Below are 17,504 nucleotides of genomic sequence, written 5' to 3'. Positions count from 1 at the left end.
GGCTCAATTTCGAAAGGAAACCTTCACAATGTCAAAAGCCGATCACATGTTATCGATTTTGTGGCTGCTGAAAAAGGGACGGCGCATGACCGCCAAGCAATTGGCGGAAAGACTTGAGATCAACATCCGCACCGTTTACCGATATATCGATTCCTTGTGCGCCAGCGGCGTGCCGATTGTCGCCGATTCGGGCCACCATGGCGGTTACAGCCTGCTTGGACAGTTTAACGATTCGCCGCTTCTTTTCGATCTGGAGGAGCAGAAAGCGCTGATCCATGCCGCCCAGTTTGCCCAGGAAGCGGGTTATCCGTATGGCGAGCGGCTGCAGCAGGCGGTGCAAAAGCTGAAAATGTACACAAATCAGGAGCAACTGCTCCAAATTGAACGTCATGAGCAGGGGCTCGAAGTGATCGGCTCAAGTACGGACAAATCACAGGTGTCCATGCTGCAGAAGCTGGAGCTGGGCGCTGCGGATAGCCGTACGGTACTGATGGAATATCAAAAAGGTTACGACAGCACGGTGCAAGAGCGCCATTTGGATATTTACGGTCTGGTATGCTGGAGGCATAAATGGTACGCCGTCGGCTTCTGCCATTTGCGCGGCTCGATTCGCAGCTTTCGCGTCGATCGCATCGTTTCATTGCAGTTGACGGAGGAGCGGTTTGAACGTCCGGCCGGGTTTTCCGCCAGAACGTTTTTTCTTTCGAATCTGCTGCCGAAGGCGGACGGAGCGGACCCGCCGATACGGATTCGTATCCGGGGGGAGGAGCATGCCATCGACGATTTGTGCGGACATTGGTTTTTGTCGCATGCGCTGGCGGAACGAAGCGATACGGAAGCCGTGTTTGAAATGGAGGAGCGGGCGATTCATACACACATCCCGTATTATTTAATAAGTTACGGCGGGACTATTCAAATCATAGAGCCAAAGCTGCTGCAGCAAAAAATGATGGGCATTGTCAAAGAGCTGCAAACCTATTACGAGTCGCTTTATGTTCACTGACCGCTATTGTCAGTGAAGCCCGGTTACAATCAAACCTGTACGACGAACCCCAAGAGGCACATGGGGACTCCGCATACAAATCGCGATTTGGAGGATGTCAAATGGGTTTGAAAATGACGATGAAAACTTACGAATACCATGTCTGGGCCAATAAGAAGGTGTTCGGGCGGCTGAGGGAGCTGCCTGACGTATTGATTCACCAGCCTGTTCAAGATGTGTTCCCTACGATTTATGCCGGGCTTGAGCATATTTACATGTTTGATAACGTATGGCTGATGGTGATGAAAGGCAGCACGATGGAAGAAGTGCAGACGGTGCTCCCAGGCGTTGTGGCAGAAACGAAAAACAGTTCCTTAAATGTAAATGAGCTTGAATTTTTGTTTGAAGGCCTCGCTTCCCGTTACAGGGAGTTCCTTGGAAGCGGCGAAGATTTGCTGACCGTCAAGCAATTTCATCATCCGGTCTACGGTGTTCTTCACGCAAGCTTGTTCGAGCTCGTACAGCATGTGGTCAACCACGACACCTATCACCGGGGCAACATTTCTTCGATGATCAGACAGCTCGGCCATGCCGGAGCTGCGAGCGATATGGTGTTTTATTATTACGACTTGCAGTAGCAAGCCAAAGAGGGGCACCCGCGGAAAAAAGCGGATGCCCCTTTTAACATATATGCCTATGCGTACAACTGCGGTACTCAATGAAATGGGCACAAATGCCCGTTTTAAAACAAATTCAGCTTGCCGATGCGCTGTACGGCTTCTTTTAAGCGTTCTTCAGGGGTCAGCAGCCCAAGCCGCACATAACCTTCGCCGCTTTCGCCAAATCCCGTGCCGGGGGCGACGACGATTTTCGCTTGCTCCAGCAGCAGGTCGGCAAATTCCGCGGAGGTGTACCCTTTGGGAATCGGCAGCCAGCAAAAAAACGATCCTTGCGAAGGCGTCGCATTCCAGCCGATGTGATGCAGCTCTTGATACAGCACATTGCGGCGGTTCAAATACGTCGCGTGCAGCTGCTCCACACAGTCCTGCGAGCCGGTCAGCGCGGTTGCCGCCGCTTCCTGAATGCCGCCGAACAAGCTGCAGTAATAGTGATCCTGAATCAGATTAATCATCCGCACGATTTCTTTACTGCCAAGCGCAAAGCCGACACGCCAGCCGGCCATGTTGTACGTTTTGGACAAGGTATAGAACTCGACGCCCACTTCTTTGGCGCCCGGCTGCTGCAGGAAGCTGACGGGTTTGCTGCCCTCAAAACCGATAGCGCCGTAAGCGAAATCGCTGGCTACAACGATGCCGTTTTTCTCGGCGAAGCGGATCGTCTCTTCATAGAAGGAAGCAGGGGCGTTAACGGCTGTCGGATTGTTCGGGTAGTTGATAAACATCAACTTAGCTCGGTTCAAATCGTCTTGTTTCAGTTGAGCATAGTCGGGCAAAAAGCCGTTTTCCTGGCGCAACGGCATAAATACCATCTCCGCGCCGGACAACGCCACGCCGGACCAGTAGTCCGGGTAACCCGGATCCGGGACTAAGCACACATCGCCCGGATTCAGCAGGCATTGGCTGATTTCCACCAAACCCGTTTTGCCTCCGAACAAAATGGCAACTTCCGTTTCCGGGTCGAGATCGACGTTATAATCTTCTTTATACCGTTTGGCTATCGCCTGCTTTAAAAACAAATAACCGTTAAACGGCGCGTAACGGTGGTACTGCGGATTGGCTGACGCCTCCTGCATCGAACGTACGATATGTGCGGGTGTCGGTTGGTCGGGATTGCCTTGTCCCAAATTAATGACATCGTGTCCTTGAGCGATTTGGGCATTGGCTTTGCCAACCAATTTGGCGAAAAACTGAGTAGGCAGCAGCTGTAACCGCTCCGCGGCCCGAATTTCAAATGCCGAAGCCGAGGGTTGCGTCGATTTCATATATATCGTCACTCCATTTTTTAAGTACTCGGTTGGATACCGTCATCTTTCAATTTAAAATTAATGTATCATGATTCCACGGTTATGTATAGTGAACGCTGCTTGCGTCTGTACATGAATAGAGTGGTGTGATAAACTGAATATAGTTTCACATTGCAATATTAAGTTTCATTTAATGAAACTGCATCTATTTGATTGTGTTGAAGTAAAATGTTTGATTACATTCAGTTGGAGGCGATTCGCGATGCCGATCGATTTTCATCACGAGAGCAACCGTCAATCTTATTCGCAAAGAAAAGCTGATTCTGGCTGGGGGACTTGGCTGGAGCAGCATGTGTCCGTACATGGGAAAAAGGTGCTTGACATTGGCTGCGGCGGAGGTATTTACAGCAGGAATCTTTCGGAAATGGGAGCATCGTCCGTAACCGGCGTCGATTTCTCCGAGCAGATGCTGGCGGCCGCCGCGGCATATTGTACAGGCTTCGATAACATTCATTTCCAGCAGGGCAGTGCGCTGCATACCGGACAGCCGGGAGGGCTAAGCGACGTTGTTTTGGAACGGGCGCTGATCCACCATATCGGCGCACCCGATTTAACTTCCTGTTTTGCGGAAGCATACCGGCTGCTGGCCGATGGAGGCGTATTTGTCGTTCAGGACAGAACCCCGGACGATTGCCTGCTTGCCGGAAGCCGGGAGCATGTCCGCGGTTATTTGTTTGAAAAGTATCCTCGGCTCATCGATGCCGAAATCGTACGCCGACATTCCGACGAGCGGGTGCGCTTCTCCTTGCAGGAAGCCGGATTTGCCCGGGTCGATCGTTTCCCCTTATGGGAAACTCGCAGAAGATATGCGGACTTCGGCGAGCTGAAAGCCGATTTGCTAGCGCGCACCGGCAGGTCGATCCTGCATGAGCTATCCGATGCGGAGTTGGCCGAGCTTTGCGATTATATTAAACATCACGCGGCATGGGCGGAAGGCGAGCCGATTGAAGAAAAAGACCGCTGGACCGTGTGGATTGCCAAAAAAGCGGATCACCGCTAACTTCGGAATTGGCCGTCTAAAAAGGCAATCGGGTTGCCCGCCGGGATAACCGCGGCGAAGGCTCCTCACCTCTGTTAGAATCGTTTAATGCAAATCGTGGCCGACGCCGTCAATCTCTTAAAGCGCCGCTGCAACTTGCCGGACCATTGAGCTTATGGGGAATTTCGATTATCATATAAGGAAAGTTGATCTATATAAGTTGAACAAAAGAACATCAGGGAAAAACCGGAGTGCAACGGGCTTCCAAAACATGTGTTCAATTTATATAGTTATAGAAACCGGAGAGTGTGTATCAATGCCGCAACATAGTTTGAATTTGGCGCTTCTGCAGATGGATATTGCGATCGGAGAACCGGAAGCCAATTTTAATAAGCTGGAGAACATGCTGGAGGAAGCCGTAACCGGCTCGCCCAAACCGGATGTGATCGTATTTCCGGAAATGTGGAATACCGGATATGCGCTGGAGCGCATTCAGCAGCTTGCCGATGAGAACGGGGAACGGACCGATGCGCTGTTGTCTGCCTTCAGCCGCAAACATGGAGTAAACATCGTAGGCGGCTCGATTGCGGAGAAAAAAGAGGATCAAATCTTCAATACCATCTACGTGTATGACCGTGAGGGCAACAAGGTTGCGGACTATTCGAAAATCCATCTGTTCCGTCTAATGGATGAAGAGAAATATCTCGTCAGCGGCGACAAAATCGGCAGCGCGCATATCGACGAAGTAGCTGCAGGAGTGATGATCTGTTATGACATCCGCTTTCCGGAGCTGGCGCGCAAGCTCGCACTTGGCGGGGCCAAGGTGTTGTTTGTGCCGGCAGAGTGGCCTAAGCCGAGATTGCATCACTGGCGGACGCTGCTGACAGCGCGGGCCATTGAAAACCAGATGTTTGTCGTTGCCTGCAATCGCGTTGGCATCAGCGGCGAAACCGACTTTTTCGGTCATTCGATGGTGATCGACCCATGGGGTGAGGCGATAGCCGAAGGCGGAGAAAACGAATGTATCATCCGTGCGGAAATTCATCTTGACGATGTGGACCGGGTGCGCAGGACGATTCCGATTTTCGAAGACCGCCGGCCTTCTTTATATTAGAGATCTATTTTCCACAACAGTGAAATAAAAGCCGGACCGTCAATCGGTCCGGCTTTCTTCCTCTTGAGCGACCTCGCGGAAGGTGCTCATGAACGCTTCGACCGCTTTGGACAAGTAACGCCCTTTGCGGTATGCCATCACAAGCGTACGGGTTGGATGGGTCGTAAGCGGCAAATAAGCGGGCACCAGGTGGCTCCAGCCGCTGCGCGAAACCATCTGCGGCACAAACGCGATGCCCATCCCGGCAGCGACAAGCGATTGCACGGTTTCGATATTGCTGCTCTCAAACACGATATGCGGCGTAAACCCGGCGTTTTCGCACAGCTCAAGCGTAATTTGCCGAAAGCCTTGGCCTTTCTTCAGCGCGATAAAAGGTTCATGGCGCAAGCTTTGCAAATCGACGGCGGAGCCTGCTCCTTTTAAAGCGGAGGCAAGCTTGTGCTGCGGCGGTACGGCCAGCATGATCTCCTCTTCGACAACCGGCTCGTAAGCTAACGTATCGTCGGATAAAGGGAGCGACAGCAAGCTGATGTCGGCTTGTCCGCCAAGGGTCAACTGCTCCAGATTATTCGTCGTTTCCTCGATCAGAACGATTTCGATGTCGGGATATTTCTCTTGAAACACCGGAAGCACAAGCGGCAAAATGTGAGCGCCGGTAATCGGCAGACTGCCAACGACAACCCGGCCCTTGCGCATCTGCGAAATGTCCTCCATTTCTTGCTTCAGCAGCTCGACCATATCAAGAATCTTTTGCGCTTTCTCCATAAAAAGCGTTCCCGCATGCGTCACTTCCACGGAGTTGGTCGTCCTGTGAAACAGCAGCACGCCGATTTCCTTCTCCAGCTTGGAGAGCTGCTGGCTGAGCGAAGGCTGGGCGATATGCAGCTTCTCCGCGGCACGCGAAAAGTTGCGTTCGATCGAGATTTGCAGCGCATATTGCAATTGGCGCAGTTCCATCGTGACAACCCCTTTTATTTGGAATCGTTCGCTTGGGAATCCCCGCCGATGGCGACGGATAACGAAGAACCCGCTGCGGGATTGTCCTGCAGCGAACGCCACAGCTTTTTGTTGCGGTATTCCTCTTCACTTCCGACCTCACGCCCAAACCAATCCGGGGCTGCGAAACGATGCGCGCTTGCTTCATCGGGGAACTCCACCTCGACGACCGTCAAATCGAACTGCGGCCGGTATTCGTCGATATCGTAATGAAGTTCTCCCGCCACGACGGTCGTTCTTGTTTTTTTCAGCGGCGTTTTGCCCGATTGCGCGAGGAGCTGCGAGTAGATCGGCTCCGAAATCGCGTATTCGATTTCTTCACGGGACAAGCCGTTGCCTTTTTTAAACGTATGGGTGTATTCCGCCTCGCCGTTCTCCGACAATTTGCGGATCCGGATTTCCTCTCCTTTGGAGAGGGCGAGATACGTTTGGTCGATTTCTTTGCGAGAGATAAACTGCAGATAGCCTTCGCGGATTTCTTGTTCAGGGAAACGGCCCAGCATAAACTTGCGTTCGATTTCTTGACTCATCATTAATAACTCCCTTGTCTTTATTGATTTCACCTATTAATCTAATGATGATTATAGGGTATCGGACATCTTTATTCAAAAAGAAATTGAGCTGCGGCATCGCGATGCCGGTAGACCTCTATTAGATTTACCTATTAATCTTATAGATATTATATCTTGGAACAATGAAGACATACATGGTACGATGTTAGCAAATCAAACGTGGTAAAGTGTAATGAGGTTGCATTTTACCATAACTTTTTATGAGGTGAGGATTACGATGGCAAAAACAATGTTTGAGAAGATTTGGGACAACCATGTTATTTATCAAGAAGCAGGCGAACCTAGCGTTATTTACATCGATTTGCAGCTTGTGCATGAGGTGACTTCGCCGCAAGCGTTTGAAGGTCTTCGCATGACCGGCCGCAAAGTGCGCCGTCCCGATTTGACTTTCGCAACCATGGATCACAACGTTCCGACCAAGGACCGCTTCAACATCACCGATCCGATTTCCAAACAACAGGTGGATACGCTTTCCAAAAACTGCGCCGATTTCGGCGTGAAATTGTTTGACTTAAACAGCATCGATCAAGGCGTTGTGCACGTTATGGGTCCGGAAGTCGGACTTACTCATCCGGGTAAAACCATCGTGTGCGGCGACAGCCATACGTCGACTCACGGCGCTTTCGGCGCACTTGCCTTCGGTATCGGCACCAGCGAAGTGGAGCACGTGCTGGCCACTCAATGTTTGCAGCAATCCAAGCCAAAAACGCTGGAAGTGCGCATCAACGGCAAGCTGAAACCTGGCGTAACGGCTAAGGACTTGATCCTCGGAGTTATTGCGCAATACGGCACCGACTTCGCAACCGGATACGTTCTTGAATATACGGGCGAATCGATCCGCAGTTTGTCCATGGAAGAACGTATGACCGTCTGCAACATGTCCATCGAAGCGGGCGCTAGAGCCGGATTGATTGCTCCGGACGAAACGACCTTTGCTTATTTGCGCGGACGCGAGTATGTGCCGCAAGGCGCTGCGTTTGACGAAGCGGTAGGCCAGTGGAAACAGCTTGTTACCGACGAAGGCGCCGTCTACGACCGTGTCGTCGAATTTGACGCCGATGCGCTGATTCCGCAAGTGACCTGGGGAACTAGCCCGGGCATGGGAACCAACATTACGGCAAACGTGCCGGATCCGCAAAGCTTCACTACTGAAAATGAACGTAAAGCCGCTGAAAAAGCGCTTGAATATATGGATTTGAAACCGGGCACTCCGATGTCCGAAGTAGCCGTTGATTACGTATTTATCGGTTCCTGCACCAACGGCCGGATCGAAGACTTGCGTGCTGCCGCATCGGTTGCTCAAGGCTACAAAGTATCGTCGAACGTAACTGCAATTGTTGTTCCTGGCTCCGGCCGCGTGAAAATCCAAGCCGAAAAAGAAGGTCTGGATAAAATTTTCACCGATGCTGGCTTTGAATGGCGCGATGCAGGCTGCAGCATGTGTTTGGCGATGAACCCGGACGTGCTCCAACCGGGACAACGCTGCGCATCGACATCCAACCGTAACTTTGAAGGCCGTCAAGGCCGCGGCGGACGCACGCATCTGGTTTCCCCGGCAATGGCTGCGGCTGCGGCGATCGAAGGCCGTTTCGTGGACGTTCGCGACTGGAATTTCAAAGTAAAACAAGAAGCGTAATTTAACCGTTTTTTTATCGGACTGATTAATTTTATAGATCGTGAGGAGATATAATCATGGAAGCATTTAAACTGCATACCGGCCTTGTGGGTCCCGTAGACCGCGTTAATGTCGATACGGACGCGATTATCCCAAAACAATTTTTGAAGCGCATCGAGCGCTCTGGCTTTGGCCAATTCCTGTTTTTTGAATGGCGTTTTGACGAAGCGGGCAACGTAATTCCCGGCTTTTCGCTCAATCAGCCGCGCTACCAAGGCGCATCGGTACTTATTTCCCGCGCCAACTTCGGCTGCGGCTCGTCGCGTGAGCACGCTCCATGGGCCATTCAGGACTACGGATTCAGCGTGATCATCGCTCCGTCTTATGCCGATATTTTCTACAACAACTGCTTCAAAAACGGCATTTTGCCGATCAAGCTGAGCGAAGAGCAGGTGGAAGAGCTGTTCCAACGTACAGCTAAAACCGAAGGCTACAAGCTGACCGTCGATCTGGAAGCGAAAAAAATTACGGACGATCAAGGTCTGGAAATTTCGTTTGATCTGGATGAGCACCGCCGCCAATTCCTGCTGCAAGGACTTGACGATATCGGCTTGACGCTGAAGCACGAAGACAAAATCACCGCATACGAAGCCGCTCATCAAGCACGTCTGGCTTACAAATAATACACCTGAAGCGCTAGTGGCCGTCCCTTCCGGGGCGGCTTTTTTGCTTTTATTGGAGATGGGCGCCGCTAATTTTATTGGGAATTAGCGTTATTTTTGCGCCAATCACAAGGCAGCCCTATGCAAGCAGCGGATAAATATGACAAAATACTGTGAATCTCGCAACTTTTTCGGATTATTTCGGTCTAATAGGATATCGGAAAATGTTGCTATTTATAGGTTTGCAGAAGGTTCGCGTCGAATTCTTCCATTAATCGCTCGCAAAATTTTACATAATAGAGGTGCTGTATGAGGTCTTTATCGTTATTGCTTGCATTGTTATTTGTCGCTTTACTCTCGTTTCCTGTCGCGGCGGAAGCCGCGGTTCAGCCGATTTCGCTTTTCTTGAACGGCAAACAGCTTGTTTCGGAGGTAGCTCCGCGGATCGTGAAGGACAACACCGTCGTGCCTGTGCGGATTATTGCCGAGGAGCTGGGGGCCAAGGTACAATGGGATAACGCAGCACGCAAGGTGACGATCGATAAGGATAAAGTCAATATTCAGCTGCGGATCGATCAGACGGACGCGCTGGTCAACAATGCGCAGGTTGCTATGGAGATCCCTCCGGCCATTGTCGAAGGCAATACGATGCTGCCGCTGCGGTTTGTAAGCGAGCAGCTTGGTGTGAAGGTCATATGGGACGATTTGAAGCGGTCGGTATTGTTGTTTAAGGCTGTAGAAGGCGGAAGCGTGAGTGTACCCGGCAACACAACGGGAAACACAAACGCAAGCGGAAATGCAACGGGAAACACAAATGCAAATGCAGGCAATCCAAACGGAAGCCTGGAGCTTGTGTCAAATTCAGGACTTCAGACCATTGGCCCCGGACAGTCCGCTCAACCGGCAGATAAGACGCCTGCAACGGATCCCGGGAAAAACAGTTCCGTCCCAGCCAATTCGGACGGAAAAACACAAACGCCTGCCGGTAGCGGCAAAAGCCAGACGGATACCGCGGTGAAGACTCAACCGGACAACGGCAAAACGGCAACGGATACGTCAGGCAAAGGGATTGGCCCTCAGCCAACCGCCAAACCGGACAAACCTCCGGCTATCGTACAGTCGATTTCTTTTGCCGGAGAGCAGTTGACATTAAAAACTTCAGGGGATGATCCGAAACCAAACATTACCAAACTGGGCGGACCGGACCGGATTGTCGTTGATTTGCCTAATGCGAAATTGGATCCGGCGCTCAAATTAAACGCCGACGGACAAGCGGAAATTCAGGTAAATCATCCGTCTGTACAAAAAATTCGCTATTCGCTATTTTCAAGTGACCCTTCTATCGTTAGAATAATAATAGATTTAAAGAAAAAAGCAGATCTCAAGATCGTAGATTCCAAGCAAAAGAATTTGCTCACATTTCAGCTCAAGCCGCCGGCCAAGAATAAGATCGTTATCGACGCGGGTCATGGCGATAAGGACAGCGGCGCTGTATCGGTAACCGGTAAATACGAGAAAGATTTTAACTTGTCGATGGTGCTTAAAGTAGTAGCCCTGCTGGAGAAGGAACCCGATCTCGAAGTGATCACCACACGCAAGGATGATACGTTCCTGGAGCTGTCGGAACGGGTGGCGATAGCTAATAATGCGGATGTGGACCTGTTTTTATCTATCCACGGCAACAAGTTTACAAATGCAACTATCCGCGGCACAGAAACGTATTATACTAGAAAGGAAAGCTTGCCTTTCGCGAATGCGATTCACCGTGCAGTTCTGGCGGCCAACGGTTTTGTTGACCGCAATGTGCGGGTGAACGACCTCTACGTCACGAAAAATACGACAATGCCGGCGGTGCTTCTGGAGGTTGGCTATTTGTCCAATAAAGATGAAGAAGCTCTTATGTATCAGGATGCATTTCAAGATAAAGTAGCTGCAGCGATCGTTGCTGCCATCAAAGAGACTTTAAACAACATCCAGAAGTAACATAAGCGATTTACGGCGTTTGCATTATTGCGGCGCCGAAGTATGATGAATTTTGCTCCGCATAGGCCAGACATTCGACGAAAAGAGTTGCTTACGTAGAGAATTTTGCTTCGCAAAGTTCAGTAATGCTTACGTAGAGAATTTTGCTTCGCAAAGTTCTTAGGAGGTAACACGATGCATAAAAAATTAACGGTCTTGCTCATAGGGGTAAGCGTATGCGCTGCGATCAGCGGATGCGGAATGACGAAGGAACCCGGTCAAGGTTTATCGCCGGTGAAAGTTCCGGCCGCTGCTGCAACGGACTCGGGGACGGTAAAGCCTTCTGCCGAGATCAAGTCGACGGTAAAAGCTTACTTCGGTGACGAAGACGGTCAAAAGCTGGTCGAACAAGATGTTTCCGTAACGTACAAACAGGAACAAGACAAGTATGCGGCTGCGCTCAAAGCGCTGTCGGCACAGCCCGCCGGTAAAGCGGTGGCGCTCTGTCAGGGCATCGACGTGAAGTCGGCTGTTCTTGCCGGTAACTCCTTGACGGTGGATCTTCATGTGAGCCAGGATGCCCAGCTTGGAGCTTCCGGGGAAGAGCTTGTGCTGCAAGCAATCCAAAAAACGCTGTTTCAATTTAAGGAAATCGACAGTATTGAGCTGCTCGTCGACGGCAAAAAGCCGGATAGTCTGATGGGTCATCTCGAGCTGCCGCATCCTTTGAAGAGGTCCTAGTATTTTTGCGGCATGGAATCTATGAATCTATCTTTGAAAAATGAATATGATGCTTGGAGAGGAGCAATTTCATGAAGAAAATACTAAAAACGAGATACACGGCGATCTCTGCACTGCTTGCATTAACCATGACCTTTGGAAGCACGGCGGCATTTGCCGCCGATACAACGACCGGTACGTCGACGGGGACATCGTCGTCGACTAGCACGTCGTCTTCCACAAGCACATCTCTAAACTCCGGTCTCAGCTCCTCGGGGTTTGTCAGAACGACTTTCTCCGACGTACAGGCCAATACATGGTACACCAAGCCGATTACGAAACTGGCTGCGCTTGGCATTATCGAAGGATTTGAAAGAAACGAATTTCGGCCGGACAATAAAGTAACCCAGCAAGATGCGATCATTATGGCGATCCGGATGATGGGCCTTGAAAGCGAAGTGAAGAAAACCGACTTTACGCTGCCGGTAACCGCAGACCAGTATGCCAGACCTTATATCGCTTTGGCGATCGACAAAGGGCTGCTACTTCCTTCGGAAGAAGTCGACAGCGGTTCAGCGCAATCAAAAACGGCCTGGGGTTCACGGGAAGCGACCCGCGAATGGGTAACCAAAATCGTCATCCGCGCCATCGGCAAGGAATCCGAAGCCAAGCAGGTATCGATGATTCCGTCTTCGTTTAAGGATGCAAAGGACTTCTCGTCATGGGCGCTCGGATACATTAACGAAGCTTACGTGCTGAAAATCGTCAACGGTATCGACGATTATAGTTTTGGACCTAAGGACTCGGTCACACGCGCGCAGATGGCTACTTTCTTGAGCCGCGGGGACAATTATTTGACCACTCGCTCGAATCGCGTCATGATTGGTTATGCCGCCGAAATTTCGGACAGAAAAATAACGGTGATCAACGACAAGGGTCAAACGGCTGATTATGCGATATCGTCCGACACAGTGGTGTTTAACGGGAAAAACGACAGCAAAGTGACGATGTCCGATATCAAACAAACTTACGAGGTTTATGTCGTGGGTTCGCAAGGCACTGCGTATTACATAGAAATTACGAGCGATGAAGAGCATATGGACGTCTCGGAAGGAACACTCACCGATATTTTTCTGGAGCAAATGGCGGTTGCTTTCACACAAAACGGCTCCAAAAAATATATGGAGCTGTCGCCGACTGTTTCGGTAACCGATAAGGACGGCAAGGGCTTAAGCATCGGCTCCATCCCTGTCGGCAGCGTGATTCAGCTCAAGAAAAGCAAAATCGTCAAAAATGCAAAAGTATCGCAAATCGTTGTAAAAGAAGTGCCGATCAACAAAAAAGCGGAAGGAACGATTACTTCGCCGAAAGATGATTCCGGCAAGATGGCTTTCACGGATTCTACGGGGAAATCGGAATCTTTTGCTATCTCCAGCCGAATCGCCATATACAACCCGGACGGCAGCTTTGGCGATTTCAACAAGCTGCGCACCGGCGATGTTGTCGGATATGAAATTGTGAACAATGAAGTGGCTTCAGTCACGATCAGAAAAGCCGCCGACTATACGACATCGGTGCAAGGCACATTAAAAAGCGTCAGCAGCGATAAAACGAATATGTTGATTAACAAAGCCGGCAATGCGCTGGGGGCTTATTACATTGCGGATAATGCGGTTGTCGCCATCGAAGGGCTGTCTACAGCCGGACTTTACGATCTGGAGGAAGGCGACATTGTCAGTCTCGAATTGCTGAACGACAAGGTCGTTAAGGTCACGGTCACCAACCGTACGGTCAACAGCATCCTGTTTGCGACCATCTTGATCAATGACGCCGACAGCAAAACGCTGATGATTCAACAGGACAACGGTACGGTCGGCGCTTACAAGATGACCGATACGACGGCGATCCGCTTGAACGAAGCGACCATTCCGTTTGACAACGGCTTCTATACGATGTTTACCAAAGGCAAAAGGGTCAATATGAGAGCAACAAAAGATAAGATCACTTCGATTCAGCTGGCCAACGATCTCGAAGGCACGATCACTCAGCTCAATACAAGCGCCATTCCGAACGAAATGACGGTGAGAGTCGCCAGTGGGCAAAACATCAGCTTCAAGCTGAACTCCGGCGCCGGATTCGACGTTTGGGGCAAGGGCTCTTCGGCTACGATTGCCGACGTGAAGGTAGGCGACTTGGTTAAAGTTACGCTGAACTATACACAAGATTTGATCAGCCAAATTCAAGTCAAGAAAACCGGGTTGTATAAAGTGTTGTTCAAGAACAGCACGGACCACCAGCTCAGCGTGAAAGATGAAAACGGCGCGCTCTCCACGATTACAATTCCAAGCGGGACTAAAATCGTGAAAACCGGTCAGGCGACCTCGGCATTTGAAGATATCGCTTTGGATGAATATGTGAGAATTTCATTTAACGGCAGCGTGTTGGATTCGGTAACTTTGCAAAACACGGTCCGCGGCAAGGTAACCGCCATTAATACCGCGGCATCGACAGTGACCGTTCAGGATTATTATCTTGGATTACAAGTGATTCCGGTCGGCCAAAACTTCACCATTAAGCAGAACGGTCTTATTACATCGCCGGCTTTGACCAATTTGAAAATTAACGACCGTATCGAAATTATTAAAGACGGCACCGAGAAACCGCTTATTAACATCGCAACAGGCGCTAAGCGGGTTGTGGCTAGCTTTGACTATATTCTGAACCAGCTGAACCTGAAATCAACGGCGGCGGGCGATAAAACGGTCTACAATTTCTTCGCAAAGGCGTATCTGCACAAAGGTACTGCAACGGTAACGGCCAATGCGTTTGTAGAAAACGACGAAGTGTTTGTATACGTGCTGGACGATAAAATCGTCGAGATTGAGCAATAAAATCGTTCATTTATAGCTTTATGTTTCGCACCTCGGTGTCACATCCCGTCATTCGCATTGGAATCCAGGATCAGAGCATCCTGGGTCTCCAGTCGGGGGTGATACAGGGGTGCTGCTCTGCTTTTAGGCCTATTTCCGTGTTTTTAAAGTAATTTCATACATAATTTTATAAAATGTTCGTAAATTTAGCGTATTCAGCCATTGATTCCATCGACACTTTTCGCTACACTTTGAATAGTAACATCAGATGTCATGAAGGAGCTCTCTAACAGGCATGAATCAGAAGGTACGCCATATTCTCGATACGATCGCGAGCATGTTTCCGGATGCTCATTGCGAGTTACATCATTCCAATCCTTTTGAGCTCACTATCGCTGTACTGCTGTCCGCGCAGTGTACAGACGAAACTGTCAATAAAGTGACGGCATCCTTGTTTCAAAAGTACAAGTGTCCCGAGGATTATTTAGCCGTTCCGCTTGAGGAGCTGCAGCAGGACATACGCAGGATCGGGCTTTACCGGAATAAGGCGAACAATATTCAAAAATTATGCCAGTTGTTATTGGACAAGCATGGGGGAGAAATTCCCCGATCTCATGAGCAGCTAACCGAGCTGCCGGGTGTAGGGCGCAAAACGGCCAATGTGGTCGTTTCAAATGCTTTTGGCGTCCCAGCTATTGCCGTGGACACGCATGTCGAACGGGTGGCCAAGCGGCTTGGCTTGGCAGGGCCGGACGATTCAGTGCTGGAAGTCGAGAAAAAGCTGATGAAGAAAGTGCCGCGAGATGAATGGACGCTTACTCACCATAGGCTCATATTTTTCGGAAGATATCATTGCAAGGCTCAAAACCCGCAATGCGAAGTGTGTCCGCTGCTCGATATATGCCGGGAAGGAAAGCGGCGTATGAAAACCGGCGGCAGTAGGAAATCTAAACCATAGTACATAAGACATGAGCAAAGGATGGGAAAGAAATGAAATGCATATCCGTGTATACGAGTGATTTTGAAGTGTTTTCCGATATTTACGAAAAGGTGCTTGCAACGCCAATCGCCGAAAATGAGGAAAAGCAAGTTGAAGGCGTTACGGTCAACGGTTCGGGCGAAGTTCCTGAAAGTTATTTGGACCGGATGAAGTTAAAGCCGGATGTTGTCGTGATGAAGCTGAAAAGCAAGGACATTACGATCCTGCAGCATAAAAATGTGTTCGAAATATTTATACCTGAAGGCAAAAGCATGATACACTAAAACCGAAGCTTCTTCGGTTTTTTTTCATGAATAGGCATTCCAGGCGGGATGCGCGGCGGTTTAAACCGCTTCGATAGAAGCTTTTGTTATTCACCGGGGAATGGGAGAGAAATCGGTTAACATGAACAACGTTGCAGATCGAGGGACACACTTAACGACAGCATTGGAGCAGTTGAAAACAGCTTTTGATGCCGCAGGCGATGCGGTTAATGCAAGGAAATTAAAGCAGTTGATCGATAAATCGGCGGATGAACGATTGTATATCGCGTTTTGCGGTCATTTTTCGGCGGGGAAATCCAGCATGATCAATAAATTGTGCGGTCATCCGCTGCTGCCGTCGAGCCCGATTCCGACAAGCGCCAACATTGTCAGTATTACCAATGGGGCTGCCGAGGCGAGAATTACGCGCAGATTGGCTGAAACGGATGCCGTACAGGCAGGTGCGCAGGCCATTGTGGAGTCCATCCCATTGGAACAGTTGGGCGAATACGCCCGAAACGGCACGGAGATTGAAGCGGTGGAAATCCGCTATCCGATTCCGCTGCTTGAGTATGCCGTGCTGTTGGATACGCCGGGTATCGACTCGACGGACGACGCGCATCATATGGCGACCGAATCGGCGCTGCATTTGGCGGATGTTGTGTTTTATGTGATGGATTACAATCATGTCCAATCGGAAATTAATTTTGCCTTTACGAAGCAGATGAAGGACCGCGGCAAGCCGTTGTTTTTGATCGTCAATATGATCGACAAGCACCGGGAGCAGGAGCTTTCCTTCGACGAGTACCGCGACAGCGCCCTGCAGGCGTTCCGCAACTGGCATATTGAACCCGATGGCGTGTTATATACGTCGGTGAAGCGGGAAGAGCACCCTAATAATGAATGGAATCGCTTGCTGTGGACGCTGCGGCAGCTGATCGCCCACGCTCCGGAGCTTTCGGCGTTCAGCGTACATCAGTCGGCCGCTCATCTCGTAGAGGAGCATGCCAAGCTGATGGCCGAACGCCAAGCGGATGTGAAGGCGGCGCTGCGGGAGCGGCTTGCGGAGGAAGGCCTTGACGAGGTGCAGTCCGAGTTTGAAAAAGAGCGGGCCAAACTGAACGAGCTGCTGGCGCTTCCTGAGCAGCTGGAGGCGGCGATGCGCAAGGATGCGCTGGCCGTCATTGAAAATGCCAATATCATCCCGGCTCCGACGCGGGATTTGGCGCATGACTACTTGCAAAGCCGGAAACCGGGCTTCAAGGTCGGTTTCTTTTCGCGCGCTTCGCAAACCGCAGCCGAGATCGAAAAAAGGCTGCTGGCGCTGCACCGCGATTTCAGCGAAAAAGTAGGGACGCAGATCGCCTGGCACGTTCGCGACGCGGTCAGAAAACGCTGGGAAGAAAACGGCTTTCCCGCCGATGAGGCGATCGCCGCAGCGGATTCGATTCAAGTCGAGTTGACTCCGCAATGGCTGGCCGATCAAGTCAGCATGGCCGCCGGGTTTACCGGCGAATATACGCTGAATTACAGCCGCGACATCGCTGCGGAAGCGAAGTCGCTTTACCGCAAGCGCGCGTACGAAGCGATCGAGCAGCTGCGCTTGCTGGCCGCAGAGCGGCTCGCCGAAGGCGCTGCCAGCGCGGAGCAGCGGCTCGCGGCGCTGGAGGCGCAGCTCGGCGCCGTGCGCGAGCTCGAGCGGCTCGCGCGCGAGGACGCCGCGTACCGCGAGCGGCTGCTCGCCGCGCTCGCTAGCGCGCCGCTGGCGCCGGCGCTGCCGGACGCGGCCGCGTACCGCGCAGCGGC

General features: G+C 50.9%; 15 protein-coding genes. 12 read left to right on the top strand and 3 right to left on the bottom strand.

Features of this window, described 5'->3' with window-relative positions; all coding sequences use genetic code 11:
• The first annotated feature begins 28 nt into the window (after window positions 1–28).
• Window positions 29–1,003, top strand: coding sequence for a helix-turn-helix transcriptional regulator (locus EYB31_RS08755; protein ID WP_131012933.1), 975 nt, complete (start codon window positions 29–31; stop codon window positions 1,001–1,003).
• Window positions 1,004–1,104: 101 nt separating this feature from the next.
• A complete protein-coding gene (locus EYB31_RS08750) occupies window positions 1,105–1,620 on the top strand; it encodes a DinB family protein (RefSeq protein WP_131012932.1) in 516 nt (171 codons plus the stop codon).
• Window positions 1,621–1,724: 104 nt separating this feature from the next.
• Here the strand turns inward: EYB31_RS08750 and EYB31_RS08745 are convergent, their stop codons facing one another.
• On the bottom strand, window positions 1,725–2,924 hold the full coding sequence (locus EYB31_RS08745; protein WP_131012931.1) for a pyridoxal phosphate-dependent aminotransferase: 1,200 nt from the start codon (window positions 2,922–2,924) through the stop codon (window positions 1,725–1,727).
• Window positions 2,925–3,168: 244 nt separating this feature from the next.
• Here EYB31_RS08745 and EYB31_RS08740 point away from each other — a divergent pair, with 244 nt between their 5' ends.
• Entirely contained in the window at window positions 3,169–3,966 is a 798-nt protein-coding gene (locus EYB31_RS08740) for a class I SAM-dependent methyltransferase (protein ID WP_131012930.1), read from the top strand.
• Between the two features lie 295 nt (window positions 3,967–4,261).
• Complete coding sequence (locus EYB31_RS08735; protein ID WP_131012929.1) at window positions 4,262–5,059, top strand: carbon-nitrogen family hydrolase; 798 nt, start codon at window positions 4,262–4,264, stop codon at window positions 5,057–5,059.
• 39 nt (window positions 5,060–5,098) lie between these two features.
• On the opposite strand, the gene EYB31_RS08730 is transcribed toward EYB31_RS08735, so the two are convergent.
• On the bottom strand, window positions 5,099–6,016 hold the full coding sequence (locus EYB31_RS08730) for a LysR family transcriptional regulator (protein WP_131012928.1): 918 nt from the start codon (window positions 6,014–6,016) through the stop codon (window positions 5,099–5,101).
• 14 nt (window positions 6,017–6,030) lie between these two features.
• The gene (locus EYB31_RS08725; protein WP_206105445.1) at window positions 6,031–6,588 is read right to left on the bottom strand and encodes a CYTH domain-containing protein; all 558 of its coding nucleotides are present in this window, start codon (window positions 6,586–6,588) and stop codon (window positions 6,031–6,033) included.
• A 256-nt stretch (window positions 6,589–6,844) separates the two neighbouring features.
• On the opposite strand from EYB31_RS08725, the gene leuC reads away from it, so the two are divergent.
• From leuC to EYB31_RS08685, 8 genes are all read left to right on the top strand, one after another.
• Window positions 6,845–8,263: a 3-isopropylmalate dehydratase large subunit gene (gene leuC, locus EYB31_RS08720; RefSeq protein WP_131012927.1), complete on the top strand. Its 1,419-nt coding sequence runs from the start codon at window positions 6,845–6,847 to the stop codon at window positions 8,261–8,263.
• 56 nt (window positions 8,264–8,319) lie between these two features.
• A complete protein-coding gene (gene leuD / locus EYB31_RS08715) occupies window positions 8,320–8,925 on the top strand; it encodes a 3-isopropylmalate dehydratase small subunit (protein WP_131012926.1) in 606 nt (201 codons plus the stop codon).
• Between the two features lie 288 nt (window positions 8,926–9,213).
• A complete protein-coding gene (locus EYB31_RS08710) occupies window positions 9,214–10,887 on the top strand; it encodes an N-acetylmuramoyl-L-alanine amidase family protein (protein WP_131012925.1) in 1,674 nt (557 codons plus the stop codon).
• A 174-nt stretch (window positions 10,888–11,061) separates the two neighbouring features.
• Window positions 11,062–11,607: a GerMN domain-containing protein gene (locus tag EYB31_RS08705; protein ID WP_131012924.1), complete on the top strand. Its 546-nt coding sequence runs from the start codon at window positions 11,062–11,064 to the stop codon at window positions 11,605–11,607.
• A 71-nt stretch (window positions 11,608–11,678) separates the two neighbouring features.
• On the top strand, window positions 11,679–14,477 hold the full coding sequence (locus EYB31_RS08700) for an S-layer homology domain-containing protein (RefSeq protein WP_131012923.1): 2,799 nt from the start codon (window positions 11,679–11,681) through the stop codon (window positions 14,475–14,477).
• Window positions 14,478–14,751: 274 nt separating this feature from the next.
• Window positions 14,752–15,414, top strand: coding sequence for an endonuclease III (gene nth / locus EYB31_RS08695; RefSeq protein WP_131012922.1), 663 nt, complete (start codon window positions 14,752–14,754; stop codon window positions 15,412–15,414).
• Window positions 15,415–15,446: 32 nt separating this feature from the next.
• Complete coding sequence (locus EYB31_RS08690; RefSeq protein WP_131012921.1) at window positions 15,447–15,719, top strand: NAD/NADP transhydrogenase alpha subunit; 273 nt, start codon at window positions 15,447–15,449, stop codon at window positions 15,717–15,719.
• A 121-nt stretch (window positions 15,720–15,840) separates the two neighbouring features.
• Window positions 15,841–17,504 (top strand): dynamin family protein (locus EYB31_RS08685; RefSeq protein ID WP_170318216.1); only part of this gene is annotated, 1,664 nt, incomplete at its 3' end.

The organism is Paenibacillus thalictri (genome assembly GCF_004307995.1).
Lineage (GTDB): Bacteria > Bacillota > Bacilli > Paenibacillales > NBRC-103111 > Paenibacillus_AF > Paenibacillus_AF thalictri.
The sequence above is the reverse complement of the archived record's forward strand: the minus strand, read 5'-3'. Positions and strand labels throughout refer to the sequence as shown.